The sequence below is a fragment of the Bradyrhizobium sp. genome, assembly GCF_035652035.1.
In the GTDB taxonomy this organism is placed as follows: Bacteria; Pseudomonadota; Alphaproteobacteria; order Rhizobiales; family Xanthobacteraceae; genus Bradyrhizobium.
In genome coordinates this window covers 1-26,003 of the sequence record NZ_DASREO010000063.1, presented here as the reverse complement: position 1 = coordinate 26,003, position 26,003 = coordinate 1, and the positions used below count along the sequence as shown (strand labels likewise).

At 58.5% G+C, this 26,003-nt stretch carries 31 protein-coding genes; 13 read left to right on the top strand and 18 right to left on the bottom strand.

The annotated features are described in order from the left end of the window. Positions 1–5: 5 nt before the first annotated feature. The 4 genes from VFB05_RS16715 to VFB05_RS16700 are packed head-to-tail and all read left to right on the top strand — an operon-like array spanning position 6 to position 1,380. The gene (locus VFB05_RS16715; protein ID WP_325013885.1) at positions 6–227 is read left to right on the top strand and encodes a hypothetical protein; all 222 of its coding nucleotides are present in this window, start codon (positions 6–8) and stop codon (positions 225–227) included. 12 nt (positions 228–239) lie between these two features. Continuing rightward, positions 240–623 carry a hypothetical protein gene (locus VFB05_RS16710; protein ID WP_325013884.1) on the top strand — a complete coding sequence of 128 codons (384 nt, stop codon included), beginning with the start codon at positions 240–242 and terminating at the stop codon, positions 621–623. A 24-nt stretch (positions 624–647) separates the two neighbouring features. Beyond that, entirely contained in the window at positions 648–878 is a 231-nt protein-coding gene (locus tag VFB05_RS16705) for a hypothetical protein (protein WP_325013882.1), read from the top strand. Between the two features lie 22 nt (positions 879–900). Continuing rightward, positions 901–1,380 carry a hypothetical protein gene (locus VFB05_RS16700; protein ID WP_325013880.1) on the top strand — a complete coding sequence of 160 codons (480 nt, stop codon included), beginning with the start codon at positions 901–903 and terminating at the stop codon, positions 1,378–1,380. 13 nt (positions 1,381–1,393) lie between these two features. Here the strand turns inward: VFB05_RS16700 and VFB05_RS16695 are convergent, their stop codons facing one another. Further along, positions 1,394–1,990, bottom strand: a complete 597-nt coding sequence (locus VFB05_RS16695; RefSeq protein ID WP_325013878.1) for a hypothetical protein — start codon at positions 1,988–1,990, stop codon at positions 1,394–1,396. Between the two features lie 301 nt (positions 1,991–2,291). Between VFB05_RS16695 and VFB05_RS16690 the strand changes: the two genes are divergently transcribed. The 3 genes from VFB05_RS16690 to VFB05_RS16680 all read left to right on the top strand — a co-directional run bounded on the left by VFB05_RS16690 (position 2,292) and on the right by VFB05_RS16680 (position 4,258). Further along, on the top strand, positions 2,292–2,480 hold the full coding sequence (locus VFB05_RS16690) for a hypothetical protein (RefSeq protein ID WP_325013876.1): 189 nt from the start codon (positions 2,292–2,294) through the stop codon (positions 2,478–2,480). 123 nt (positions 2,481–2,603) lie between these two features. Continuing rightward, on the top strand, positions 2,604–2,834 hold the full coding sequence (locus tag VFB05_RS16685; protein ID WP_325013874.1) for a hypothetical protein: 231 nt from the start codon (positions 2,604–2,606) through the stop codon (positions 2,832–2,834). Next, positions 2,831–4,258 (top strand): hypothetical protein, encoded by a 1,428-nt coding sequence (locus VFB05_RS16680; RefSeq protein ID WP_325013872.1) that lies wholly within the window; start codon positions 2,831–2,833, stop codon positions 4,256–4,258. The genes VFB05_RS16685 and VFB05_RS16680 overlap by 4 nt, the downstream gene beginning before the upstream one ends. On the opposite strand, the gene VFB05_RS16675 is transcribed toward VFB05_RS16680, so the two are convergent. The 3 genes from VFB05_RS16675 to VFB05_RS16665 all read right to left on the bottom strand — a co-directional run bounded on the left by VFB05_RS16675 (position 4,245) and on the right by VFB05_RS16665 (position 5,480). After that, the gene (locus tag VFB05_RS16675) at positions 4,245–4,454 is read right to left on the bottom strand and encodes a hypothetical protein (RefSeq protein ID WP_325013870.1); all 210 of its coding nucleotides are present in this window, start codon (positions 4,452–4,454) and stop codon (positions 4,245–4,247) included. The genes VFB05_RS16680 and VFB05_RS16675 overlap by 14 nt on opposite strands. Then, positions 4,451–4,630 carry a hypothetical protein gene (locus VFB05_RS16670; RefSeq protein ID WP_325013868.1) on the bottom strand — a complete coding sequence of 60 codons (180 nt, stop codon included), beginning with the start codon at positions 4,628–4,630 and terminating at the stop codon, positions 4,451–4,453. The genes VFB05_RS16675 and VFB05_RS16670 overlap by 4 nt, the downstream gene beginning before the upstream one ends. 385 nt (positions 4,631–5,015) lie before the next feature. Then, positions 5,016–5,480 carry a hypothetical protein gene (locus VFB05_RS16665; RefSeq protein ID WP_325013866.1) on the bottom strand — a complete coding sequence of 155 codons (465 nt, stop codon included), beginning with the start codon at positions 5,478–5,480 and terminating at the stop codon, positions 5,016–5,018. 658 nt (positions 5,481–6,138) lie between these two features. Here VFB05_RS16665 and VFB05_RS16660 point away from each other — a divergent pair. Then, complete coding sequence (locus tag VFB05_RS16660; protein ID WP_325013864.1) at positions 6,139–7,185, top strand: hypothetical protein; 1,047 nt, start codon at positions 6,139–6,141, stop codon at positions 7,183–7,185. A 109-nt stretch (positions 7,186–7,294) separates the two neighbouring features. Here the strand turns inward: VFB05_RS16660 and VFB05_RS16655 are convergent, their stop codons facing one another. The 13 genes from VFB05_RS16655 to VFB05_RS16595 form a co-directional block, all read right to left on the bottom strand. After that, positions 7,295–8,191, bottom strand: coding sequence for a hypothetical protein (locus VFB05_RS16655; RefSeq protein ID WP_325013862.1), 897 nt, complete (start codon positions 8,189–8,191; stop codon positions 7,295–7,297). A gap of 434 nt (positions 8,192–8,625) precedes the next feature. Next, complete coding sequence (locus tag VFB05_RS16650) at positions 8,626–8,916, bottom strand: septal ring lytic transglycosylase RlpA family protein (protein ID WP_325013860.1); 291 nt, start codon at positions 8,914–8,916, stop codon at positions 8,626–8,628. Positions 8,917–9,100: 184 nt separating this feature from the next. Beyond that, positions 9,101–9,499, bottom strand: a complete 399-nt coding sequence (locus VFB05_RS16645) for a hypothetical protein (protein WP_325013858.1) — start codon at positions 9,497–9,499, stop codon at positions 9,101–9,103. 6 nt (positions 9,500–9,505) lie between these two features. Beyond that, positions 9,506–9,727 (bottom strand): hypothetical protein, encoded by a 222-nt coding sequence (locus VFB05_RS16640; RefSeq protein ID WP_325014011.1) that lies wholly within the window; start codon positions 9,725–9,727, stop codon positions 9,506–9,508. A 497-nt stretch (positions 9,728–10,224) separates the two neighbouring features. After that, positions 10,225–10,962, bottom strand: a complete 738-nt coding sequence (locus VFB05_RS16635; protein ID WP_325013856.1) for a Crp/Fnr family transcriptional regulator — start codon at positions 10,960–10,962, stop codon at positions 10,225–10,227. A 53-nt stretch (positions 10,963–11,015) separates the two neighbouring features. Further along, the gene (locus tag VFB05_RS16630; RefSeq protein WP_325013854.1) at positions 11,016–11,312 is read right to left on the bottom strand and encodes a DUF6894 family protein; all 297 of its coding nucleotides are present in this window, start codon (positions 11,310–11,312) and stop codon (positions 11,016–11,018) included. A gap of 398 nt (positions 11,313–11,710) precedes the next feature. After that, positions 11,711–11,905: a hypothetical protein gene (locus VFB05_RS16625; protein WP_325013852.1), complete on the bottom strand. Its 195-nt coding sequence runs from the start codon at positions 11,903–11,905 to the stop codon at positions 11,711–11,713. 269 nt (positions 11,906–12,174) lie between these two features. Continuing rightward, a complete protein-coding gene (locus VFB05_RS16620) occupies positions 12,175–12,390 on the bottom strand; it encodes a hypothetical protein (RefSeq protein ID WP_325013851.1) in 216 nt (71 codons plus the stop codon). 96 nt (positions 12,391–12,486) lie between these two features. Continuing rightward, positions 12,487–12,735, bottom strand: a complete 249-nt coding sequence (locus tag VFB05_RS16615) for a hypothetical protein (RefSeq protein WP_325013849.1) — start codon at positions 12,733–12,735, stop codon at positions 12,487–12,489. A 513-nt stretch (positions 12,736–13,248) separates the two neighbouring features. Continuing rightward, positions 13,249–13,932, bottom strand: coding sequence for a sugar transferase (locus VFB05_RS16610; protein ID WP_325013847.1), 684 nt, complete (start codon positions 13,930–13,932; stop codon positions 13,249–13,251). A gap of 247 nt (positions 13,933–14,179) precedes the next feature. Further along, positions 14,180–15,415 carry a glycosyltransferase gene (locus VFB05_RS16605; protein WP_325013844.1) on the bottom strand — a complete coding sequence of 412 codons (1,236 nt, stop codon included), beginning with the start codon at positions 15,413–15,415 and terminating at the stop codon, positions 14,180–14,182. Then, positions 15,412–17,085 (bottom strand): GMC family oxidoreductase, encoded by a 1,674-nt coding sequence (locus VFB05_RS16600; protein WP_325013842.1) that lies wholly within the window; start codon positions 17,083–17,085, stop codon positions 15,412–15,414. Before VFB05_RS16600 ends, VFB05_RS16605 begins: the two co-directional genes overlap by 4 nt. Continuing rightward, on the bottom strand, positions 17,076–17,942 hold the full coding sequence (locus VFB05_RS16595) for an aldo/keto reductase (RefSeq protein ID WP_325013840.1): 867 nt from the start codon (positions 17,940–17,942) through the stop codon (positions 17,076–17,078). The genes VFB05_RS16600 and VFB05_RS16595 overlap by 10 nt, the downstream gene beginning before the upstream one ends. On the opposite strand from VFB05_RS16595, the gene VFB05_RS16590 reads away from it, so the two are divergent. Next, positions 17,841–19,070, top strand: coding sequence for a glycosyltransferase family 2 protein (locus VFB05_RS16590; protein ID WP_325013838.1), 1,230 nt, complete (start codon positions 17,841–17,843; stop codon positions 19,068–19,070). The two genes, VFB05_RS16595 and VFB05_RS16590, sit on opposite strands and share 102 nt — an antisense overlap. On the opposite strand, the gene VFB05_RS16585 is transcribed toward VFB05_RS16590, so the two are convergent. Continuing rightward, on the bottom strand, positions 19,067–20,002 hold the full coding sequence (locus VFB05_RS16585) for a glycoside hydrolase family 26 protein (RefSeq protein WP_325013836.1): 936 nt from the start codon (positions 20,000–20,002) through the stop codon (positions 19,067–19,069). The genes VFB05_RS16590 and VFB05_RS16585 overlap by 4 nt on opposite strands. A gap of 141 nt (positions 20,003–20,143) precedes the next feature. Between VFB05_RS16585 and VFB05_RS16580 the strand changes: the two genes are divergently transcribed. The 4 genes from VFB05_RS16580 to VFB05_RS16560 form a co-directional block, all read left to right on the top strand. Beyond that, positions 20,144–21,673, top strand: a complete 1,530-nt coding sequence (locus tag VFB05_RS16580; RefSeq protein ID WP_325013834.1) for a GumC family protein — start codon at positions 20,144–20,146, stop codon at positions 21,671–21,673. 283 nt (positions 21,674–21,956) lie between these two features. Further along, positions 21,957–23,006 (top strand): hypothetical protein, encoded by a 1,050-nt coding sequence (locus VFB05_RS16575; protein WP_325014009.1) that lies wholly within the window; start codon positions 21,957–21,959, stop codon positions 23,004–23,006. Continuing rightward, positions 23,003–24,373, top strand: coding sequence for a hypothetical protein (locus VFB05_RS16570; protein WP_325013831.1), 1,371 nt, complete (start codon positions 23,003–23,005; stop codon positions 24,371–24,373). Before VFB05_RS16575 ends, VFB05_RS16570 begins: the two co-directional genes overlap by 4 nt. A 439-nt stretch (positions 24,374–24,812) precedes the next feature. Next, positions 24,813–26,003: pyrroloquinoline quinone-dependent dehydrogenase (locus VFB05_RS16560; protein ID WP_325013827.1), on the top strand; the 1,191-nt coding region annotated here is incomplete at its 3' end.

The following is a 26,003-nucleotide window of genomic DNA, read 5'->3' as shown; positions in this document are numbered from 1 at the left end:
GCCTGATGAAGATGCCAGCGAACCATGCCGAAGCCCTGTCCAGGGCCGTCGAGGCTGCTGAGTTGTTCAAGACCAAAAGAACCAAGCCAACGGAAATTATGGAGGCTTGTCTCCACGTATCGGGCCATGCCCTGGCAAAAGTCGATCGGTCGGATTGGCCAGATATGCTCAAGACTTACATGGTCGAGGTCGAGCGCATCGCAAACTTTTATGCAGAAACAAACTGAAAGGACACCACCATGATTGAAGCCAATTCCGTCTCTGCCGAGCAATTCATCGACAAGCAGCTCAAGGCCTACAAGGTCAACAGCCTCGACATGCTCCCGCGGGACGTTCGCAGGCAGATCAAGAAGGAGGCCAACAAGCTCGCCGTCGGCGATGTTTTCGGCGTCAACTTCAAGACGGATAGGAACGGCCTTCCGATCGAGGACGGAGTCGGCAGCGCCAACAACATGACGCAGCACTGCATTGACGCCTACGTGGCGTCGCAGACCCAGCGCAACCCGAACGGCCCGGAACAGGGTTTCCAAGAAACCCTGGCGCGCATGAAAAAGCAGCTCGCGGAATGCAACGCCCGCCGCGCGGCCGAGCGCGCAGCCGCAGACAATGACGACGAGGACTGAGCCATGACCGCCGTTTCATTCTCAATGACCCGCGAGACCGGCGGATTCGGTTTCAAGATGAACGACGTCACCGTTGGTTCTCTTGCGCCGAATGCTGGCGATGTTGAGCTTCGCTTCAACATCCTCGACGGCCAGAGCAAGAACATGAACGACCTGGAGATCAGGAACATTCTGAAGGCGTTTGAGCGTTGGCTGCTGACCGGCGGCACAACGGCCATCGCTATCACGCAGCAACCCTCCGGCCCGCCGAATTGATGGAGCTTGAACGATGATGAACATGGAAGGGCATTTCGCAGGTATCCGCCGGCTCGAAGGGCCCGAAGCCGAGGCCCGCGCCCGCGCCGCTGCCAACGGCGAGAAGCCCGCGAACATCGATCCCCCTGCCCCGCCATCGGCTTCGCAGCTTGAAGGCTTGTTCGAACTAATCAAGCTCGTTTCGAATGGTCAGGCGGTGAAACGCGCCCAGGAGGCCACTGCATCGCACGACAAGGCCAAGGCAGAAGCCGACGCCGCGATTGATCGTCTGAAGCAGGCACAGGCCGAACATGACAAGGCATGTGCTGACCGGGAAGCGAAGCTTGCGGCTGAGCGAGAGGCATTCGAGCAGCACCGCAATGCGGCGTTGACCGACATCGCCGATCGTGAGGCAGAGACCAAGAAGCTACAGGAACAAGCGCGCGCAGACGCTTCCGCCGCGTCGGCACTGAAGGCGGACTTGCAACGTCGGCTTGATCTGATCGCGAACGCGGCAGCATAACCATGCCTGCGGCCTACTCCGCCGGGATTCTAAGGGTTGGCCTCATCCCAACCATGACTATGATGGTCATTTGGGGATTAGTACTTTGCAATTCGGAATCTGCTTTTGGATCTGTGCGAACGTTTTCAATCCCAGCATCTCTCAACCCCGCCACGAGCGTTGCGACGACTTTCTCTAGCTTTGGGTCGAAGGCTTGGACTTGCACACCATTTAGCGGTACCCATCCGACCTTTTTTCGTCCCGGCAAACGGGTAGTCATTTCTAATATGCTGGGATTTGTTGGCCAGTCTTCCCAGGTCCAGCCGAGCTTGGAAAACACATTGTCAGATAGGTCTATAGCGAACGAAATTTCCTCGTCATCGGTAGCCGAAAAGACGTATGAGATTTTGCCAGCATCTTGGGCCGCTTTTGAAAGCCGAGATACGATCATCGCGCTTTGGTCGCTACTCAGCGCGCGAGCTGCCAATTTGTTCTCTAACGCGATGATTTTACGCTGGTCCGCTTCGATCTTTCGCTGTTGTGCGTTGCTAATTCCTTCATCAAACACGAACAAAAATATCGTGCAGACAGCTTCAAAGCCGATGCCGACCACTACAAGCCAAAATGCCACCCTGTGGACTGCCGGCGAATACTTTGGTCGCTCCAAAATTATTCCAACTCCGACGGCGATGCTTGAAAGCACAGCTACGGATAGCAATGTTACGTGGGGCCAAAATGGCTCCAAGTCTCCAGAGAGAAATCTGCTCACATATGTCAGCATCGCGGCGATGTTTGGTTGGATAGTCGTAAGTTGTCTTGCAATAGGAAGGCTAATCGAAAGCTTGTTTGACCTTTGGAACAGCCGCCATGATGACGAGAAGTGTTAAAATGGCAACTCCAAATTGTTTCCACTCTCTTACCTTGCTTGAGCCATGAGCGATCAGCAGACAGCGATTGTCGGGCTCAAGCGCGAATTGAAACAGAAACGCGCGGAGGTTCGCGAATTGCAGGACAGAAACACGCGTTGGCGAGAGCTGGGGAACACTCTCAAGACGCTCGCCGGACTTACTGAAGCGCAATACAGCAGGTTGTTGAACGCGGCATCCTTGCCGATCGAGTAGGCAGCGCTCGCCTTCAAGAGCGTTTCGGATTGGGCTTTTCCGTAACCAGCCCCGCCCTTGGACAACGGCGCAAAAACGTCTTTCGGCCGCTCACCGCATTGAGCGCGATGAAGGACGTTTCCGATGCGGCGAAAACTTCTGGCCCTCGCCTTTGCGATCAGCACGGCTCTTGCCCCGCTTGCGGCTTTTGCCGACGAGCAAGGCTTACCAACCGACCTTGCCTCGAGTGATTGCAGCATCGTGACAGAGCGCGGCAAGACAGACCGCGGGCAGGACGAAACTGTCACCGTGCTTCGCTGCAAAGGAGAGCTTGATCAGGTTGTCGGCGTTATCGTGACGGGAGGCGGCCAATGAAACGCCTTTTCGTCGCGGCCGGCGCGCTGGTTTGGTCGGTTGCTGCGATTGCGCAGCAAATGCCGCAGAGCTTGCCTGCGAGTTCTGTCTTGGGACGTCTGGGGAACGGCCCGGGGCCCGCGCAGGCAATCCCGTTCTCGGTCCTGTATCAGAACTTGTTGCAAACCGTGCCGGCGAATCCCTGGACGATCAAGATGAACAACAGCGCGAGCGCTGCTGTTCCAACCGATGTGACGATCGACGCCCTGACGATAAAATCTAACCCGGCATCACTTGATGAAGTGCCGATATGGGACTCAGCAACCTCGACGATGAAGAAGGCAACGCTGGCGAACGTCTCCACGGTCGGTTCGGTCGCTTCCATAAACGGTTTGACTGGCACGCTAACGTTGTTCGGAGCGTTCAATTCCGGAAACACGCTCTACACGCCGCAGAGTGGTGGCTACCTCAACAAGTTGCGCAATTCCAGCTTGGTTGCGTGGTTTCATGGCTGCGTCGGCTCGGCCTGCACGATTACAACTTCGGGCGGCTGGTGCGCCGAAGGCATTTACGTCAAGCCAACTGGCGCGAGCGTCACCTGTCAGCAGCAAACCGCCTCAGGCTGTCCAACAGGATCGCTGACCTATAACTGCGTCAAGATCACCAGCGCCGCGAGCGTGACCGCTATCCAGGTACGGTTCGTGGTCGAAAGCTATGACGCCGCTCCGCTGGCCGGCCAACAAACCACTTTCCAATTCCTCTGGAAAAATGCTTGTGGCGCGTCAGTCACCCCAACGATCCAGGCGAATTATCCGACCGCGCAGGACAACTACACGTCTGTTAGCACAGACCTCTCATCGGCCAATTTGCAGGCGACGACGAACGGCACGAGCCAGACGGAAGCCTATAGCTGGGCGCCGAACAGCGGCATCACGGCTGGCGATTCCATCGATATCGGCTTCGGAGCGTGCGGCGCCTCAAACAGCGACAGCTTCACGATCGCTGGCGGCTTTGACTGGCGCGCAACGCCGGGCCCGGCGACTGGAACGGTCAGCTCTCCGCCAACACCGGAAATCCGCACGGCTGCCGAGGATATTGTCTGGAGCAAGCGCTTCTACGAAACGAGTTATGACAATGGCACCGCACCCGGGTCGAACGGGGCTAACGGCATCTTCTCTGCGATAGCAACGCCAAACTCTGGCAGCGGCCACGGTGCGTTGAGTGTGCCGTTCACGGTGACAAAGCGTAACTCCTCGTCGAGCATGTCCTATTTCGACCAGGCAGGTAACGCGAGCGAGTTTAGCTTCTACAATGGCGGCTGGACTAACAGCGCCGGCACACTGACTTCGGTCAATACCGGTGCCAACGGTTGGTTGGTCTACCAGACGGCGCAAAACCTTTGCGCATTTCATTGGGTTGCCGACAACACGATCACTGGCGGGTAGACTTCTTCATCTGCTCAAAGAGGACTCTCACGTCGTCCAGCCGCAGCTTGTTATCGAACTGCTTTAGGACGCTGAGCTGATGCGCCAGGATGGCGTCCCGCTTGTATTTGTCGGGCTCTGCGAAATAGTCGTTCATGGCTCGGACAAAACCGCGGGCGATTTCGGGTGACAGCTCGAGCGGCTTGCGCTGGATCATCGCTGTCTGTCCCGTTCGGCGCGGGCAGCCGCCTTGGCGGCTTCTTCGGCTTCCTGTCGGCTCATTCGCTTGGTGATGGTTCGCCGGCCGGTGTTCTCATCGAAATAGAAGAACCGGGAAACCCTGACCTCGATGCTTTCCTCGTGGCGGATGATGCGGATCGTTGGCTTGTCCATCCCCGATACATGGCGCTGAGTCGCGCCTGAGTGTAGCCGCTAGGGATTGAGGGTGAATTGTCGTTCGAAGGCAAATCAGGTACAATCAGTCCACAGCACGGATTGGGGTCGGATCCTTGGCAGATCCAACCCCCGCCGTGTTTAGACTAACATCGTGCACCGTTGACCTTTCGAGCCGCCCGCCAGCGGCTACCACACTTCGACAGACCCACGGCGGCCCCAGCGGTCGCCGTTTCTGTCTGCAAAATGCAGCACCGAAAAATCGCCGTCGAATGTCGCGTAAAAGTCGCCAGTATGTTGCGGTCGATTTTGGCGCGCATTGATATTATTGATATATTTCTTCCAAAACTCGCTGACTATTGGAACAAAGTCGCCAATCTAGCCGCTAAGTTTCTCGCTTAGGCGGCCGTCCCATAGGGCGGTCGGGCAGTAAATCGCGAATCTTCTGCCGCGTGATCGAGTTCTTAGGGAAGCACATGCGCGCGTGATCCCAAGCTGGATCTTCCCGCATTTCGCCATCGATCTTTTTGTAGAACTCAAACCACGCCTTCAGATGAGCCGGCGAAATCGCTGGTCCCTTGTTTTCCTCCATTGGAGGCGCGGCAAGAGTGGCTTGCGCAGCCTGATATGGTGCAGCAACACGCTTCACATGCTCGGGATTGAATTTGACGTTGAAGTGCCGAACTTCTTCGATTCTCCTCGCACGATCCCAACGGCGATAGGTAAGAATGCCGTGGCCGAAGAAGCTATCGTTCCAACGGACATGATCCCAATCTTCCGGTGGAATTTTATAGAATTCGATCAGATGGTCGTCGGCACCCTCCCGCGATACCAAAGTCTTGAAGGACATTGCATCAATCTGCCGACCGCGGAGACATTCCAACAGTGATTGCTGTGAAATTGCTGATCTCTGATCGAAAGCATCATCTAGAATCTTTACGGCCTGACGAGGTGTGAGCCAGTCAGCATTAGTGTCGTTTGGATGTGGCCTCTTTCCCTCAGTCGCCATCCGACATCTACAAATGAAACTTGAGACGACGAGGGCAGAGCTTCTGTTCTGCCATTGAGACGCCTCCGCGATTTCCGGACTCAACCCTACAGAGAGACCCGAGGCAATGCCTCGTTAACGGGGATTTCCCCAGCCTGGGGAATTGCCAAATCATAAAATCGGTGAGAGTCTGTCCTTGGGCGTAGAAACCCGGACCGAGAATATAGCCCGCTCATGCTTGGTCAGCATGCCCCCGATTGGCGTCGGGTGAAGGCGGCTGAATGTAGGTAGCGCATTGGCGTGCGCTCCAACCTGGCCAATATGGCCGGGAGGGCCTCGCCATGTCCAGAGCCGCAAGGCTTAAAAGCGTCGCCGCCAGTCTTCTCGGCTGGTTTCTACCTCCCGGCTGCCGGCCGATCCGGCACAGGCCGTAGAACGCCAAACCGAGGACTCACTAATGACTCACGAATCAACCACCGGTGGTCCTGGGGGCATGTACCGCGTATCCCGGAGATCCCTGATGAATAAGCTTGTTGTAGCGTCTGTTGCTGCTTCTATTCCCACGATCGCGCCCGCGATCGCCAGCGATCCAGTCTTCGTCGCCATAGAGGTCCACCGAACGGCCGCTCAAGTTTACGCGAAGTGCGTCGATAATCACTGCGCGCTCGAAAGGGCGCTTAAGGGCCCCGACTGGAGCGACGATCCAAGCTACAACGAATCCATGAAAGCGACTGACGAGGCCTGTAATGCGATGTTTGATTTGGCCCGTGGTCTTCTTGATGTCCAGCCAACTTCGATAGCTGGAGCCATCGCGCTGTTAAACTACGTTGCAGCGGAATCCAGAGGCAGCGTGTCCGACAGCTGGCAATTCCCCGACTACGCGACCGGTGACTACGGAACTGGCTACAATGATGATGGAGAACGCGGAGAGACCTATATGGCAACTCTCCTCCGCCATATAGCGGAGGCGCTCAGCGTTGTTAGCGCGGTAAAAACCGGCCCTGTTGTGACGTTCGCACCGACCACTCGGCCAACGTCAACTGATGCGAAGCTCATTTCGCTTTGTCGGGAATACGAGCCGATGCTCGAGAAATACCTTTCTGCGCACAAAGACTGGTCGCGGGGTGCAGAACAAGCGCGCATCGAGCAGGATGCCGAGTTCGGTGAGCCTAAGGATTTTGATTACAAGAGCACGCCAGAAATGAGGGCCGCGCTTGAGAAGCGGCTTGCCGACACGGGCGCTACCGAAGCGAATGACCGAATGGACGAGATTTCACTGGGGATGGAGCCAATCGGGCACGCAATTAACTCGATCCCCGCTTCGTCGGTCGAAGGACTCCGGGCGAAAGCTTTGGTCGCGCTGTACAACATCCGCCCGATCATCGCTGGCCGAGAAGAATTCGCATTTGATGACGAGGTTGCTTTCCAGCACTTGTTCTGTGGCGTCGCCGAATTCGTCGGGCTTGCAGAGATGGTTGCGGATTCCGGCTACGTCATGCCCGATCTTTTCGAGTTCGATGAAGACGATGTGATTCACGAACGGGTCGAAGAAATTCTGAAATCATGAAGCGCCGGCGCCGATCGCACAGGAAGCGTAACCGGCAGCGCTTGGCAGCGCATGCTAAGCGGCTGAGGCGGTGACGACAAAGGCGCGGGGCTTTAATCGGTCCCCGCGCCTAGCCACTAAATCGAACGTGCATGATCCGATGGGCGGCATTCTTGCCGTAGAACGTCACCGAGCCGCCGCTGGTCAGTGACGCGGCGATGTACACGGCCCAAACCTGCTGCACCCCAACATTATCGATCGAGGTGTATTCGGCGATGCCGGTCCCTCCCGGGGCAATCTGGTTGTTGGATGACCAGAACGTGTCATCGCCCTGCTGCCCCCAATAGCCCTGCGGTTGACCAGCGAGGTTCGGCCACGTCCATTGCACGGGATTGGCGAACGAGGCGCCCCAGCCGCAGGCCACGGCTCCCCACGAGGCTCCGCCCTCGGAACCGGGAGACAGCGCGTAGATTTGCTGGAGGTATTCGCAATTGGCCGGCTGCGGCAAACCGACGATGAAAGTCGCGTTGCTGTTCGCGGTGATCGGATGCCAGTTGCCCTGCTCGGAGGTGACGGCAACATTGCCCTGTACATCGAGCACCTGCAGATCGATCAATTCGCGGTTCTGATAATTCCAGATATCCCAGCGGCGCGCAGGCCCCGGTGTCTTGTGCTGATTGAATTGCCCGTTCGCGTCGGTCGAGCCAGACCCAACATAGGTGCCAGCGCAGGACGTGGCGGCTGGTGGCGCTACGGCGCCCGCTGTCGGCCGCGGTGCCCAGGGCTGATGGCATAGCGCCGCCCCGTTGTCGAAGAAGTCATACTGCGCGCCAGGCGACCAGGGACCGGAATCGGAATGCGCCGTTTGATCGTTCGTGTAGTAGACCGTCGACGCGCCGGTGATGTCGCCGATCCAGTGCAGATTTGGCGACAGGCCGAGCCTGCCGTTCGCAAGCTGCGCTTGCGCCGGGAGGCTGTCCAGCAACAGAAATGCGGCAGCGAATATGCTGAGGAACCGAAGCGACACAGCAAGGCCTCTGTCAAAAGAGGCCAGATAAGAATCACGAATTTAGTGGCTTGTCGAAGCTACGGTGTCCGCAAAATACCCCGTAGATTGAACCGTAGCTTGCCGGTTGGCTAAGGCAAAAACCCTATATTTTTCAACGTGGGTTGACAGACACCCTTTCCGCCACCTGCTATTTTGTGGGTGTCTATGCGGGGCACCTAAGCATCTGTGATTTAAGCAGAAACCAGCTCGCGACAACCAGGAAGCCGCGAGGCGCTCGAAGTGATTATGTCGGCAATCGACTTTTCGGTCGAACAGCGAGGTCTATGTCGCCAGCGATGGCAGCACGAATCCCTGGGACGCCACGGCGCTCTGGGACCGACGATACGAGTTTTCATCGTCAGCCCGCCGTGCTCGCCTGACGCGTTGAAAGGTGTCCAGAGAGAATTGACCGGTTACTGGACCGACACGCGAATAACGCCAGCTCTCATCATGCCGAGCGCGCGCGCCGCGCTCACCGACAGATCGATGACCCTGCCCCGCACAAAAGGGCCGCGATCGTTGACGCGACATCGGATCGAGCGGCCTTCGGAGCTCACGGTCACGATGCTTCCAAACGGCCTGGTTCGGTGGGCGCATGTCAATCCGTGGCCGCGGCCCCCGTAGTAGGAAGCCAGGCCGCTCTCAGCCCCGGCGGACGTAACGGAAAGCAACAGAACAGCGGCGAGCAAGAGGGTTCGATGCATCGGGGGTTCTCGCATTTGCGTGAGCCCTGCCCGGCCCCCTGTAAGCCGAGAACCTTGGCCATGGCTTGACCATGCCTTGACCAAATCTGGGACATTTGGCGCTTTCGGAACCGGACCGGCCCCGGCGAAACGTCACTCTTCGCTCCGTCGTGGCCGATTTCCTCAAGCGCTCGAAAGCGCCGAGCTATCTTGTCGGCACCCCAAACCTGTTCGCCTTGGCGAGCGCGGCGCACTCACAGGTTTCGAGCGCGATCTTCTGGGCGAGCATGACATCGCCGGCAACCAGGCAGCTGTCCGGCACGAAGCACCAGCCGACTTTCGGCGTATCATCCTTGGCGAGCTCAAGGATATTTGCGCAAAGCCCGAATTTGATACGGTATTTCTTGCCGCTCGTCCCGCCGACGACATCGAAGTAGCCCAGCGAGTCGAACTGTTCGAGCTGCGCAGGCGACAGCCATGACCTTAGCAGCCTCAGGCCGCGGACCTCTGGCGTGTTCGAGTTTCTGGCGCTTTTGAAAAGCCCATAAGCCGCATGGGCGCGCCATTCGCACTCGAAGGCCTGCCTGCCCAACCAGAACACCATCGACTTTCATCCGCCGACGAGGCGAGGAAAGAACAACGTCTCTTTGGCCGTGGGATCGAACGATTTTACCTGACGGGAATCGCCGGCTGGCGTTCGCTCAGCGGCGATGAACCCTGACCCGATCAGCTCCTTGAAGCGCTTTTCGGCCCTGGCCACGCCTTCTGCATCCCGAGGATCGAATTGATAGCGGCTGTCGCCGTTGAGATCCATGACAATCTGGGTCGCCATTACAAAGACTCCTGTCATTTCGAAAGGCTTGACAACGCCAGATAAACTCTCGTCCACGATGCGAGGTTCCTAAGCCGGCGCCCATGATGCAGCGCGGCGTAAAGAGAAGTCATCTTCGGTCAGCGGGATCATCGCGCGGCTGTACCGCAATTGTACTCGGAGCTCGATCGAGAGCCCGCGTTGTCAGCGCCACATTGTCGGCGGCCGCCTCACGGCTGCCGTCCCGGTCTCCTTGGTGTGATCGATCAATGCTGGCCCGTGCTGAGCTGTCTCCAGTCGCTTTGCTGCGGCGTGCGTTTTTGTGCTGACGTCGGATGGAGCGAGGTTTGCGCAGATCTCATGGAGAACGGCACGAAGTACGGCAACGGTTTCGGTATCGTGCATGGAATACCCTCCCCGAAAACCCGCTCAGGATAGTCTTGCACGATCGCCAGCGAGGTTACGTATGTTAAGGGCCCGATGAAAAACCCGGAAAAGGCGCTGAGGACTGACGGTGCCTATTCGTTCGCATCGAGCTGGCGGCCTTCGTGCTCCATGTGCAGATAGTTGGCGTTGAACAAGCCTGCGCTCATCAGCCGCTCGACATTCGGGACCGTCAGCGCCTTGCCTTTCAGAACCACGAGCTTTGCGCCACGCAACTCCTGCAGCGTGCGGTTGACGTGAACCTTCGAGAGACCCGTCGCCTCCGCGAGATCCGCCTGGGTCAACGGGAATTCGCAGCTGTTGACGTCGGTGAGGCCGGCGAGGCGCAACCGGAAAAAGATTTCGCACAGCAAATGCGCCATCCGTTCCGATGCCGTGCGCTGCCCAAGGTTCATGGTCCACTCGCGCTGGATCGCCGCGTTCACCAGCGTTTCCCACCAGAGCGCCGTTGCGATACGCGGATAGCCCGCCCCAATCTCGTCGAAAAACTCGCGTGACAGATCCGCGATCGTGACATCGGATATTGTCCCGATCGAGTGGTCCATCTCCTTCAGAATGAAGACGTTGAGGTCGCACATATCGCCGGGCAGGAAGAAGGACACAATCTGCCGGCGGCCGTCCTCGAGTTGTTTGTAACGGCAGGCCCAGCCTGAGAGGATCAGATGCACATCCTTCGGCCGGTCGCCCTCGCGGGAGATGTCAACCCGCGGCGCAAACCTGCGCACGCGCTCCGATGAGGCTCGCGTGAGAATGGTGCGGTCGTCGGGCGACAACCGGACAAACTGCTCAAGTTTTCGGATCAGCGGATTCACGGCAAACTCTCTCCGCCGCGATAAGCTGGCTTCTTGTCAGCACCATCAATAACCTATGTTATTTTCGGCCTGAACGCATCAGCCAAAGACACTTTTGTGCTCTCGGCACTATGCGCGCCCGTCCCCTCTCCGCCCCCCGGACGGTCAATCGCCGCCCGCCAGATTTCCTCTCCGCTGTCGCTTCGGACCAGTACCGCATAGCCATGGCCGACTAGTTCGGGCCGTTGTTCACGCACTTCCTGCGCCAATTTTCGCGCGACCTTGCCGGCCTGGTCGTCATTATCCAAGAGGGCACCGCTGGCTTCCGTCACGGTGTCGGCATCGACCAGATCGAAATGATATCGGCGCATGATCGCAAGTCCCGTCGACGGCCTCGGCCCGTTATCGTGCCAAGGCCGTCAGAAAGCGGCCGACGCTCCGGGAGACAAGGCCTGCTCATGGTAAACGACGCCACGCCGACGCGTTCGTTCCTAACTCGCCTCGGAGTTATCCCGCGTTGGCGATCGCCCAGTGGCGGGCCGATCGCCCGCCGAAGACTGATTGTCCCGTTTCGGGAAAGAGGATGGCCGTTGCCCTTGCGTGTTGGCCCAATCGTTTGCGGCGGAGGCGTCGTCGGCCTGACGTGCCTTCTTGAGCAAAACGTCTCGCTCGACGCCCGGCGGCAGGTTTGCGGCCTTCTCCCGTACTTCCTTGGCGTAAAGGGCAAGTCGGTCCTTCAAGGTCTTAAACCGGCGCGGCTTCTGCATCCCTAATGCCCAAGCCCAAATTGCTCCGGCCCAAGCGTGCCAACCCGACGGCCTCCTTCCCAAATCTCGATCTGATAATTGCCGACAAGGCTCGCGCCTTGCGACAGTGCCTCGTCATCGTCTCGGCAATCCAGAACGGTTGGTGCGGTGAAGACCTTGCCGCGCTCGTCGAGCGAGTAAAACCTGTAGTCGGTCATGACGCCATTCCCCGCTACCCCAATGCGAACAAGAGTAGCGCGTCTCGACCTCGGGTCACTTACATAGGTGAATCGGATCACCACCCCGCCGGCAATTTTAGCTTGAAGTTCAATGGCCAAACGGCCCTGGCGCTTAGGGCTGGAGGATCGCGCCAGGGCTGTTCAGTCACATTGTCGTGGCAATGTGCAGACGCGAAAACGAGGCAGCTTGGTCCTCGTTCCTAAGTCCGCAACGGCTCGGTCTTGGTTGGACGAGATATTCGTCCCCATCAGAGCTCGGATCCCGACTTTGGAGACCGCAATCCGGGCGAACTGGCCCAATCATCGAGGTGCGCGGCTGCATCGGCCTGACGCGCCTTCTCGAGCAGCGCGTCCTTCTCTGCACCGGGCCGCAGCAGCGAAGCCTTTTCGCGCGTTGTTTTCGCGAAAGATGCGAGCCGGTCCTTGAGGGATGTGGTTTGCTTGAAACGACGACGCTTCTTCATGTGCAACCCCCGAGTGTGGCGGGAGTATGCATCCGGCCGTTCAACCTCAGCTATCGCATAGGTTAACGGCCAAAGAGCGGCTGCAGCCTGCAGGAATTATGATCCTTTGCCGGCTTCCGCTCGCGGAGCCGTGTGCCGGTCCTTGTCGTGTGCCTCGGGATCACGCCGGCTCTTGAAAAGGCTTGAGACGGCGGTCGCCATAAAACGCAGCAGCAAGCCTGCGAAATAGCCGCCCTGGACGATCGCTTCGGCGACGATGACGGCGATGGCCGTATCAACGTAGCCAAGGCCGCGAGAGAACGAGAAGATGATCACGGCGACAGGCAAGATCAAGATGATCGGCAAGAGCACTTTCCACCGGAACGCCAATCCGGCCGCCGCTCCTAACACTGCCAGCCCAACGGCAGAATATATCATTTTGGTGCCCTCAAAATGGGGCCGATAACTCGGCACGTAGTTCTATTTGATTGATTGTCGAGAAAGCTCCGGGATCAAATTGATATGTACTCTAGCCGCAAGCGACGGCGATCCGATACTGTCTAAAGAAAATTTCTTCCCGAATGTAGGCGTGTGGCAGGTGCCGCGGAGCCCAAACGCCGACGGCGACGCAACTTCCGCAGAGGCAATGCAACTCTATCCAAAGATCAAGTCGCCAAAGGAAAGAACGACCCTGAGGGTTGGCCGGCGTCCTCCTTTGCGGCAGCACGCCTCGGTCGCCGCCACGGCCGGTCAATTCCGGATGATCCTCATTCACGCCGAGTTATGCAGTGGCGAAGTCGGGGCCCCCTTTAGGGGGCATCTCGCCACGGGCGATTGGCGTCCGTTCGGCAGCTGCCTTCGACGCCGGTCAGCGTCACTTCAGTAAGCCGTGTTGGAGAAACAGACCGCCGGAATGGTGGCCGCCATGATCTTGGCATCGAGAACCATCGACCAATGATGTGCATAGTAGCTATCGAGGACAACGCGCCTCTGGAAGGTCGTGGTGCTTCGGCCGCTAACTTGCCAGAGACCGGTGATCCCGGGACGACATGCATAGTAGGCATTGACGGCGTCGGAGTATCGGCCGAGTTCCTCTTCGGTGACTGGCCTCGGCCCGACGATGCTCATGTCTCCCTTAAGGACATTGAAGAGTTGCGGAAGCTCGTCCAAGCTGGATTTCCGCAAAATCGCACCGATCATGGTGACCCGTGGATCGTTGCGCAACTTCCTCGTCGCAATCCACTCTGCGGCGGCCGTAGGATTCGTTTCGAGATGCCGGCGCAAGCGTTCCGGTGCATCGATCGCCATGGTCCTGAATTTGAGGCACTCGAACCGCCTTCCCTTGAACCCGACGCGCGTGTGGCGGAATAGCACGGGGCCCGGCGAGAAAGTGATCGTGGCCACGTAGCAAATAATGAAAAGCGGAGCGAGCAGCACAATCCCGCACAAGGCCAGAAAAATGTCTGCTATTCGTTTGGAAGCGAGGCCTATCGGACGGGGAGTCGTCACCAAAACAAACAGCGCTTCTCCATCTGCACTATTTGTCTTCACCATTCCGTTCATGCGCGAATACTCCGAGATCAGACGATTGCTGCAACGCAAATAAAAAAACGTTCTCGTGTGCATCGTTCCTAATTTCTCGCAAATTTTAGCTTCGGTTCCGGCGTTCGCAGCCCCTCCAAAAAAGCGCCACGCACTCGCCCACATTGACAACGCGTTTGTTTGATCGCTGCGCGATTGGCGATGAACGCTGCATCACGCGGGCGTGGCCGGTGAACGGGGCTCCTCGCGATTGATCAATCTATAAGCGCTAGCGCCGCGCTGATTTGAGCAGAGGTTGTTCGATCGCGCGATCGGCGATGGATTGCAGCGTTTCCAGCAAGCGGTGCCCATTGGCGTCCCAACTGAACAAATCTTCGGCCAACTCAAATGCGCGCCTTTGCATCACGTCGAGGCGGTGGATGTCGTCAATGGCGGTTGTAATCGTCTTTGTCAGTTCCCCGACACTGCTCTCGGTGATGAATTGGGACTTGAGTTGACCGGGTATTCCATTCAGGGCCGCCTCGACGGCTGCGATGGGCACACGGGCGAATATGTAGTCGAGAATCTTGAGCTTGAAGCCGCCGCCGATCTCCTCTGGGACCAGGGCCAGCCGTGCGCTTCTGAACTCTTCGCCGAGGTCATCGACAAAGCCGCGGAAAACGACCCAGGGAAACCTCGACTTCAAGCGGGAAAGAAACGGCTCGGGCACTGCTCCAACGACATGGAGCTCGATGTGATGTTGCCTAAAGAGCCCGCTCGCGGCTTCGAGCAACCGCTCCAGGTTCATCTGTTTGGCGATCCAGGTGAAGGAGCCGACGATGATCGCACGTCTCGGGACGGTCTCGTCCAAAATGCGGCCGCGCTCCTTCCTGCCCGCATAGCCGGGCGGAAGAATGATGTTCACGAGCGACGGATTGATGTCATTGAAAGCAGCGCGATCCTCCTCCGTCAACGTCACGAGCAGGTCGCAGGAGCGCGCCAGATGCTCTTCGGCGAGCCGCGTTTTCCTTGCATTCTCTTTGAGCAGAGTCTTGCGAAGCAGATCGCCATTGAAATTGCGCGCGATTTGGTCGGTAACCCTGGTCTCGAAGTCATGAGACACGTGCACCAGGACCGGATGATTGCGGGCAATCTGCTCGACGTGATTAAGGGCCCAGCTCATGCCGTATTGATCGAGCACGACGACGTCGTAGTCATTCGACTCAAGTTCCTGCTCGAGTGCTTCCCGATATTGTTTGGTGGCAAATCGTGCGCCGACCATGGGGAGCTTGCTCAAAGGACCAAACAGCCTCGGGTTCGGCGCCCCGGGCACGACCTTCCAGCGAACCGCGGACTCGAGTTGTCCGAGACTGCCTGTTTGATCGTCGGGATTTTCCAGCCCCAGGAAAACGACACGCGCTCCCTGCCGCGCGACTGCGCCCGCCAAATGCGCAGTATAGATGCGATCGCCCGCATTAAGCGGGATCGGTATCGTTCGTCCAAGCCAGAGAATGGAAATCGTCACGCAGCGCTCCGCAAGCGGGTTCTCAGGTGATCGGCAATGCGCACCGCCAGAGCGACGATCGTCAGCGTCGGATTGGCCGAGCCGCTGGTCGGAAAGACGGCGCTTCCGGCGATGTAGAGATTGTCGAGGTCATGTGTTCGACACTGTGGATTGACGACGCCGCGTTTCGGATCGTCGCTCATTCGCGCCGTGCCGATGTGATGGCCGCCGACCGCGATGGCCTGTTTGGCGCTTTCGTTCAATCCATCGTCGTCGTAGACGACCGACGCCACGTTGGTGTCCGCCAGAATGCGTCGCATCTGCCGGTAACTTGCCGCAATCGACGCCACGTCTTCAGGGCACACCCGCCAATCGATGCGCAGCTTCGGGACGCCAAAGCGATCCTTGTCCTGCGTCAGCGAGATTCGGCTGTCATGCAACGGCGTCTGTTCCGCGTTATAGTCGAGCGGATAAACGCCATGCTTCGAATAGAGGGCAACATAGGGAATTCGGCGGTAGCGGGCATGACGCTTATAGATCCACGAACTCAGGAACCGGGTCAGCGGCCAGGGATTCCTGGCGATGTTCGAAGCGTGATGCGCAACGAGTGACCTGCCCTTCGGCAACCGATCAAGCGCCTCCAGTTCGACTGTGGTGATCTTCCGTCGATATTCAGGCAGGATGAATCGCTTCGCGATATACATCAGCGATAACACGGGATCTCCATGACCGGGATCCATCGGGTTCGCGTGATGCAGACGGAAGATCATGTTCCGAAGCCGGTGCCGCTGCTGCACCTCGTCAGACAACCGAACATGGTGCTTGGAATAGATGCCGTCTGGCGTTTTCGCGAAATTCCATATGACCTGTCGCCCGGCGGCGACTTGCAGTCGTCCCAGCGTGCCTTCGAGGTGCGACATGTAATACCGTCCGAGCGCGCCGCTCGAATTGGCAAGGCCCGCGGGAAACCTTTCGTTCGACGCCGCCAAGAGACGCACCGATTCCAGGCCGCCGCCGGCAACCACGATGCATTTCGAAAGAATCCGAAAGTTGTTGCCGCTGACGGTTGAGCATTCGGCTGCTTCGACGGTGCGGCCGCTATCGCTGCTCAGCAAACGAACGCACGTCGATTCCAGCAGGATCTTGTGCTTCGGCGATCGGACCAGATCCGATTTGAAACGTCTGCCAAAATCGGTGGGTGGACTGAAGCGCTCCAACCCAACTGCGATTTCTTTGCTTGCCAGCCCGTCGATGATTGGCCCTGCTTCTTTCAGGCATTGAGGATCAAATGCGAACTGGCCGGCCTCGCAATAGGCCATCGCTCTCGCATAGTATGGAAGGAGCTCGTCGTAAGAAATCGGCCAACCGCTGTTTGCCACGTGGGATCGTGGTTCGAAATCGCTTCGCGTCAGCGGAACGCAACGCCCTCCCCAAATGGTCGAGGAACCACCAAAGCGCCGCTCCCGATACATTTCGGGCGGCGGATGCCCGGCTTTCGACACGAGCTCGGCTTCGTTGAGACGTTGTGTCAGCTTGTTCGGCCGCCATCCTCCGGTCTCGACGAGAATGACGGAAATCGACGTTTCCAGGAGTTCACGCGCGATCGCAATGCCCGCGGGCCCGCCGCCGATGATGCAGACCTCGGTCTCAAGCGTCGACCCCGAAGCAATCTGTCGTCCGTCTATGAACAAGGCGTGTCTTCTTTGCTCTGAACGGCATCGAGCACCTGGCTCAGATGCGCGATACGCGTCGTGCCAATGAGCAGACGACTGATCTCGGGCCGCGATAACGTAGACATGAGAGCCGTACGAGCGGCGAGCCAGCGGTCGTTTTGACCGCCCCGTGCGTCGGCGCTCATCATGCCTCGCGCGATAACAAACACGGCCCGGCCTCGGGCCTGATCGAGGAAGCGTTGCGTGGCCGGGGTGACCGGCCACAACGGCAGCTCGATCACCTCGACACGCGGATCGTCCAGCGCCAGTAGGCCGGATTCGGCGTCTTCACAGGAAATGCCTATCCTGATGGCTTTTCCTGCCGTCCGAAGCTTCTCCAACGCGCTCAGCGCGGCGCCGTTCGCAATGACGTGCGAGGGCGGACTGTGCAGGAGAAGGATGTCTGCGTAGTCGGTGTTCAACCGCCGAAGGCTGGCCTCGGTGGAGGCGCGCAGAAAACGCTCCGAGAAGTCCTGCGGTAACGCTGCTTTGCGGACTGTTGAAACGAGGTGGCGCCCGGCGCCGCTTTCGCGGACCAAGCGCTTGACGGCGCCTTTGAAGGGTTTTGCGAGAGCCATCCAGGCAGGAAAATACTGTCCTGCTTTCGTCACGATCGTGACTTGCTTGCGGCGGCTTTGCAGCGCCGCGCCCAGAATGCGTTCGCTTTCGCCCTGCCCGTAAATATTCGCTGTGTCGAAAAAGCGTATGCCTCGCTCGAATGCCGCTTGAACGAGATGAAGCGCCTCAGCGCGATCGCGACCGAGAACGGAACCAAGGCGCGCGCAGCCGAGCCCAAGCCGGTGCTGAACGACATCAGGCCTGACAACGCCGTTCATCTTAGGAACCTGACTTTACTGGTCTGCATTGTGTGTGGCGCCGGCAGACGAAAACACTGCAAGGGATTTGCATGCTGGCGACTGAAGTTCCGCTCGAAGGATCATCCGATGCCATCTGAACTGTCCGTTTCGATAATTGTTCCTACGCTGAACGAGGAGAAATATATCGGTCGCGCAATCCGCTCTTTGATCGCAGGCTGCGAGCATCTGGATTACGAGCTGATCGTGCTTGACGGCGGCAGCATGGATCGCACATCGGCCATTGTGAGCGAGATGGCCGCGCTCAATTCGCGCATACGGCTGCAGCCCAATCCCGCCCGCTATCAATCTGCGGCCGTGAATAGCGGCGCAAGAATTGCCAAACCGGACTCTTCCGTTCTCGTTCGTGCCGATGCCCACGCGGAGTATCCGCCCGGCTTCGTTGACGGTCTGGCGCGGGAGCTACGGGAACGAGACGTGGCCTCGGTCGTCGTTCCATTGTTCACCCGCGGCATCAGCTTCTTGCAGCGAGGCGTCGCAATGGCCCAGAACAGCCGTTTGGGAAACGGAGGATCGCCGCACCGAAGCGCAAGCCGTTCGCGCTTCGTGGAACATGGTCATCATGCCTGTTTCGACCGCAAGGCATTTCTGGCCGTCGGCGGGTACGACGAAGACTTCACGCACAACGAGGATGCCGAACTGGACGTCCGGCTCCGCAACTCCGGCGCCAAAATCTGGCTCTGCTCCGAATTGGGCATCGTTTATTTTCCGCGTGCTTCGTTCGCAGGTTTGGCAAAGCAATATTTCAATTTTGGTTCGGGGCGCGCTAGAACGATGCTCAAGCACCGTCGGCTGCCGAAACTCCGGCAAGTCCTTCCGCTGGGCGCGCTCGGCTTGAATGTGGTCAGTCTGGCTTCCGGCCTCGGTCTGGGCTGGCCGTTTCTCCTGCCCGGTCTTGCCTATGTCGGCGCATGCCTGACAGGAGGGTTGTGGTTGGCATTGTCAGGGCGCGATCCGGCCGGATGTGCGGCAGGGCCGGCCGCTATCGTCATGCATCAGAGCTGGGCGGCGGGCTTTGTTTATCGAACGCTTCGCTTCTCGACTTTCAAAGCGTCTCGCCTTCCGGCTTCAGCCGAGGCCGTCCGCTAATGCGGCGGTTGATCGGAGGCCTTGCGATCTGAAACCTTGCCGCCGAACGAATCGATGTAGGCGAGAGCGGCTTTGGGATACTGATTGTCGGTGAGCTTCCCCGGAAAAGCGTCGTTTGAATTCCAGACGCTTTGATAGAGCACGTTGTGGCCTGAAAACCATTGCGCAGCTCTTTGGATATAGGGACCTGCACCGTCGAATTCGATGCCCCATTCCGGATACGCGGTCGGCTTGTTGTGAGCCGCGGCAAAATCCTCCAGCCATTGCAATCCATATTGACTGTTGACCATTTCATCCCAAGCCTTGGCGGGATCCTTGGGATTCCATTTCGTGTTGTAATAGAAGTCCATCCCGATCACGTCGACGTAGTTGTCGCCAGGATATGCATCGGCCGGATTCATCCGCGTTTCGCGGACGTTCGCGTTCCACTCGAAACGGAAGCGATCGGACACCGAGCGAAATGCGTCAACGAAATGTCGATACGCCTTGACGAAGTCCTGCTCGTGTCCCGTCGCCGACCACGGCATCCAGTTTCCGTTGAACTCCTCGCCGGTCCGAACGTAGATCACGTCGTCGGAGCGGCGCGATTGCGCCAGAATTCTGGCCGCTTGTTCGTAGAAGTTTTGATATTCACCAGCCGCGGCGCCCTGCAGGTTTCCTTGATCGGCGAACAAGGGAATGGTCCAGCAAATCGGCTTGTTGAGCGGCGACCAGAGTTCCACCGCCCACTTGATGCTGCCGACCCAGTCTTTCCAGTTCGCACGGCCGGTGTGAGCCGTGATCCTGTCCACCGGCCTGCCAAGCCAGGTTTCAAATTGCCGCAAGTCGGACGGGTTGTTGCCCACATATGCGCCAAGCGCCGGAGATCCTGCGGAACAGGGCAGGCCGAGATAGAGCAACAATAGAGCGGCGATCACGCTGCGTGGAATCATCAGGCTTCCCTGTTCTTGTTCGCGGGTTCTCGTTGCGGCAGGACTCGAGCGGCTAAAAAGATTTTTGGAACGATTGCGCCGTTTCGCACTTGCCACGTCGTTACTTCGCACTGCACATCTCACAACAACAGCGAGCCCTGCATGTCGTTCAGCGTAATCGGTAAGATTGTTTGGGCGAGAAAACTCACATTCCTGATTGTCTTCACGTTGATCGCCGCGAGTGCCGTCGCATTCACGCTGCTGGTCACGCCGCTATTCCAGTCGGAGGCGTTGCTGATGACGACCCTCGATCGGGCGCAGCGGCAGCAAGCCCAGTTTCCCGAGACGCTGCGATATCAGCTGAACTCTCAAATCTACATCATCAACAGCGAAGATGTGCTTCGCCAGGCTATCAGCGAGTTTGGACCTCAGCGGCTATATCCCGACCAGAACAAGTCGGTTTCCTGGCAGGCGCCGGATTTCCTGTCGCCCGGCCTCTGGGACAACGTTTTGAAAATTACAAGCTTGTTTCGATCGGAGAGCCTGGATGAAGGACATTCTGACGTCGATCGGGCGTTGCTGAAGGTCAAGAAGCGTCTTGCCGTGAATCTCGAGAAGGACTCCCAGATCCTGTCACTGACCTTTCGGCACCCGGATCCGAAAGTCGCTGAACAGTTTCTGGGCCTGGTCGTCCAGGATTTTCTCAAGCGCCAGGCCGATCTGAGCGGTAATGCCGCAGCACCGGCATTTTTCCGCCAGGAGGTGGCGCGCTATCGCGACGAGTACAGGAATGTCTCGGCAGAGCTGGCCGACTTCTCAAGGCAACATTCAATCTATTCGGTCGGCCAGGAAACCAAGCTCGCGCTCGCGCGGCGCGATGACACGCTCGCTGCTCTCGCCAAGACACGCGGCTCGATCGTGGAGAAGGAGGCGCAAGCGGCGACCTATCAGAATACGGTGGCCCAGCTCCGGCGCCGCATCTCCCTTCCGGGCGAGATAACGGGCCCCAAACAGAATGTGCCTGCAGGAATAGGCTCCGAGACGAACACGTCCGGGACGGGAAATGATGCATTGACGGAGTCCAACAGGCTCCCCGTGCATGAATCGCCGTTGTTGCTGGTGAAGGTCTTTCAGGAGACCGCTCAGCAGCTTGTCGACCTCAATTCGCAGATCGTCGGGCTGAAGTCTCTCGAGAAGTCGCAGAATAGCTCCTTGTCGGATACCGAACGAAGGCTCGGCGAGCTATCTACCATCTCTGCTGAATTTCGTCGCCTGAACGACCAGCTCGACACGGTCTCAAAAGTACTGGAGGCGCAAGTTGGTCATACAGCGGACGCTCAGACGAACGCGGACTGGGACGCCAGCGCAAAACTCTCGAACGTCAAGGTGGCGCAATCCGCCACGGCCCCAACCGAGCCGGCATTTCCTCCCAAGCCGCTTTTCATCTCATTGGGAGCTGTCATTGGCGTTGTTGGCGGAGCGGCTGCGTGCGTGATGCTTGGAGCTGTCGGTTCAAGACGCCGCGAAGTCTATGAGGATCAATCCGAGAAGCGTCAACGCGGATCGGAAACGCCCGACGAAGGCGAGTGGCAAACTGCTGCGGAGGCACGCTTCAGAGAGCGTTCGGCAGCCGAGTCAAATGGCTGGGTGCCGGCGCACCAGGTCGCCGACTACCGCATGCGGCGCTATTGAGGCGTGATCGCGCAAGAGACGTTGACGCTGTCAAGAAGGCACCGTGATGGCTGAGATTCCTTTGGCAAGAGGCCTGGCTGCGCCAGCGGCGCAGTCCGGCTTTGCGCTCTGCGGCTTCACGTTGCTATCGGCGGTCTTGTTTCAGAAGATCGCCCTGCCCGGTACCGGCGGCTTGTTTCCGCTGAGCCTTTTCATCTTTCCGGCTGCAACTGCGGCCGCGTTCATTGTCGGCGTCCTCGAGATCAACACGACGGCGTTCATCTGGTACGCGCTTTTTGTCGTGATGGGCACGCTGAGCGCCGCGCTTTCCCCGAGCTCCCATGTCTCGGTGCTGTCGCTCGGATTTCTCGTGGTTGCACAATTGCCGCTGGTCTTCCGCTGCGTATCCTCTGAAATTTCATACCCGCGTCTGATCGATTTTCTTTCAGCGGTCGGCTGTCTCTGCGCGCTGATCGGGGTTTTGCAATTCGTGGCGCAGTTCGTCATCGGTGTCGATGCTGCGTTTCTTCTCGACAAACATCTGCCGGAAAACATGACCGTGAGCGGCTACAACTCCCTCATTCCGCTGTACTGGTCCTCACCGGTCTACAAGAGCAACGGGGTCTTCTTCCTGGAGCCCTCGTTCTTCAGTCAATTTCTGGCCGTGGCTGTGGTCGCGGAATTGCTGGCCGGGCCAAGGACGCTCCGCTTGCTCGTCCTCGCGGCCGGCATTGTCTGCAGCTATTCCGGCACCGGACTGACGATGCTCGCGTTGTTTCTTCCGTTCTATTTTCTCTACCACGGACACTCCCGACTGTTTTTTGTAGCGGCGCTGGTTTCCCTCGTGCTGATTTTCTTTGGCGACGCTCTTTCCATCGATGCATTCACGCGGCGCATCAGCGAGTTTTCCGATGTCGAGTCGAGCGGATGGGCGCGTTTCCTGTCGATGTTCCGCATTCTTCAGGAGGTCGTGTTTGCCAACGACCTGACATTTGTTCTAGGGCGCGGACCCGGAACGGTGCAGGAGCAATTTCATCTGTTTTCGTTCAACGCCTTCGATCCGACCTGGGGAAAGGTGATCTACGAATATGGCCTGCTGGGCGCACTGGTTTATTTCAGGTTCTTTTATCTGACGGTTTGCAGAGGGCCCAAGGGTCTGCGGTTTGCGGTGGGATATACCTACCTTTTCCTCGGCGGATACCTGCTCAATCCCTCCATCCTGATGCAGGTCGCAGCGCTTGTCGTTTGGCTGGGCAAGTCATACGCCACAGCAGATCAACCGGACGAAAGTGGGATCGAGGCGCGTGATCGTTTCGCCATGCTATCCGGTATGCCCGCATTGGGAGCGAGATGACCGGCCAGAAAATCCGCCTTGCGGGCCGGCTGAGCCGGTTCTCGCAGAGTTCGCTCGTCCTGTTGATCGTAAAAGGAGTGAATTCCGCACTTAATGCGATCACGAATTTCGCTCTCGCTTATGTGCTGGTTCGAACGATCGGTCTTGGCTCTTACGCCGTGATAGCGAGCCTGCTGGCGGTTGCCGCGCTCGTTCTTCAGAGCGATCTCGGCATCACTGGCCTCGCATTCTTCAAGCTTCGCTCGCACTATCTCGCCGAAGCCAATCAACACGGGACGAGCCAGGACGACCAGGATCTCGTTGCCACCATCGTCACGATCTACATCGCGATCGGCGTCCTTTCGGTTGTCGTATTGGGTATCGCGCTGGCCATCGGTCTGGTGCAGGTTGCGCCTCACGGCCTTGCGTATCTGCTGATTTTCGCCGGCGCAGTCTGCGCCCTGCCGCGGATGGCGCTTCGCGTTGCGGTCAATGCCAGGGATGGCTTTGTCTGGACGGAGATCGTCGACCTCGGCAGGCGCATTGCGGCTCTGACCGCAGCGGTCGCAATGCTGGTCGGTCTGCCATTTGTTTCCTACAGCGCGCTCAATCTGCTGGCTTGGATTTTGTCCATCGGCGCATTGATCTGGCTGGCCAGATCATACGGCTTTGTGACAAGGAGCGGTGCGCTTCTCAGAGGTTTGCTGCTGCTTCGCCGCGAGGTCGGTGGAATACGAGCAACTGTTCTGTTGTCGCTGGCTGATTTCATCATCGTTGTTTTCCCCTATTATCTGCTCGCCGCAGCGAGGGATGCGACCGCGGTCGTGGCCTTCGACATGTTCTACAAGGTGACGCGCTTTGCCGTGCTGAGCTACCTGATCGGCGCGGAGACCGTCCTGCCGCATCAGACCCGTGCCGTCCATAACGATGACGCGGCCGGACTGGCCCGCGCAACAGCGAAAGGGTTCATGGTCGGACTATTGCCGATGACTTCGGGCATCGTCGCCATCGCCATGTTCGGGGACAGCATCTTCAGCCTCATCTTGAATCAAGTTGGAATCGTCTCTCCTGTCATGCGCATTGCTATCTGCGCGATGCTTGCCTTCACGCTGATCCAGACAACTTGCCAGATCGCCTTGATCGGCGTTGGGCGATTCGAAGAACTGGCCCGCCGCGCCGGCATCACGTTTGCCGGTATGGCGCTGATCTCTACGCTGACGGTGCTGTTTCATTGGAGCAGCGACGCTTTCATCGTCGCCTATGTCATCGTCTACGGGGCGGGCTCGCTCCTCTATGCGGAGTGCCTTTACGCGCTGAGCCGAGCTTTACCGCGCAATAGTCAGGAAAAGTCCCGGGGGAAGTCCCAAATCGGAACAGTCGAAACGTAAGGATGCGGGATGTTTCCGGCGCGAAGGTTGGTCAAAGCCTGCGCGCGCGATGCTACTTCCTGGAAGCTTGCGCCTCACGTGCCAGTCGTTCCGCCCTCAGGCGCTTGCGGTTTTCGTCGAATGCCTTCCGCGTAGCTGCTACTTCACGCATAGCTTCTTCGGCATCCGCGCGGCGTTTGGCGTCACGAGCCAGCCGTTGCTCGCGATTGAGAACCCGTGGCGGGCGAACTGTAAAATCCTCGCTCATGGCAAGATAACGTCCGAGCGACCCAAAAGTTGCTCGAAAACTGTGCTTCCGGGGAGACAGCCGTCCGTTGAGACGCCGAAACGGAATCTTCGCAGCTCAGACTCCTTCGATGCGCATAGCTGAATCGACGGAGCCGGCTGTAGGCTAACGCCGACTGGCCGAACGCCAGCTTAAAAAAATGGGGAGGCAACAATGTATCGTCAGGCATGGCGGGCGGCCGCGACTCTCGTCGTCTTTGGCCTATTGATCAGCGCGCCGGCACGGGGCGCCGATTCCGAAATCGACAGATTGCTTCGCAGCCCGGTCGGCAAGGACTGGGTGACCAATGGCGGTAATCTGACCAACGATCGCTATTCGACATTAAAGCAGATCGACACGACAAATGTCGGCAAGCTCAAGGGCGCCTGGATGACACGCCTGAAGGGTTCGGGCGTTGGCGGCAAATACTCTTTAGAAGCGTCTCCGCTGGTGAAGGACGGCATTATGTATGTCGTTACCGGCAATGATGACGTCTTCGCGCTCAATGCCAAAACCGGCGAGATCATCTGGGAATACTGGTCCGGCATCGAGCAGAGCATATCCACCGTCTGCTGCGGCTGGGTCAACCGTGGCCTCGCGATGGGAAACGGACTGATCTACCTCGGACAGCTCGACGCCAACGTCGTCGCGCTGGATATGAAGACCGGCAAGGTCGCCTGGAAGACCCCGATCGAAAAGTGGCAGAACGGCTACGGCATCACCAGCGCCCCGCTCTATTATGACGGGATGGTCTACAGCGGCATCACGGGCGGCGAGTTCGGGGTCCGCGGCCGGTTGACCGCGCTCGATGCCAGAACCGGCGAGATCAAGTGGCGCTGGTTCACCCTGCCCGCACCTGGCGAGAAAGGCAGCGAGACCTGGCCGGCCGGTACCGACCATGCGATGCGAGGCGGTGCTGCGATCTGGAATACGCCGGCCGTCGATCCGGAACTCGGCCTCCTCTATTTCGCTGTCGGCAATTGCGGCCCGGACTATGACGGCTCGATGCGCGAAGGCGACAACCTGTTCTGCACGTCCATGGTGGCGCTGAAGGCCAAGACTGGGGAATACGCCTGGCACTTCCAGCAGGTCCACCACGACATCTGGGACTACGATGCAGCGAGCCCGGTTGTGCTGTTTGACACCGTGATCGACGGTCAGCCGCGCAAGGGAATCGCCGAAGCCGGGCGCACCGGCTGGGTCTACATTCTCGATCGGACCAACGGGACACCGCTTGTTGGCATCGAGGAAAAACCGGTGCCGCAGGATTCGCGGCAAAAGACGGCGGCAACCCAGCCGATTCCGAAGGGCGATGCGACCGTGCCGCAATGCGCCGAAAAGATTCCCGGCTATGATGACGTGGGG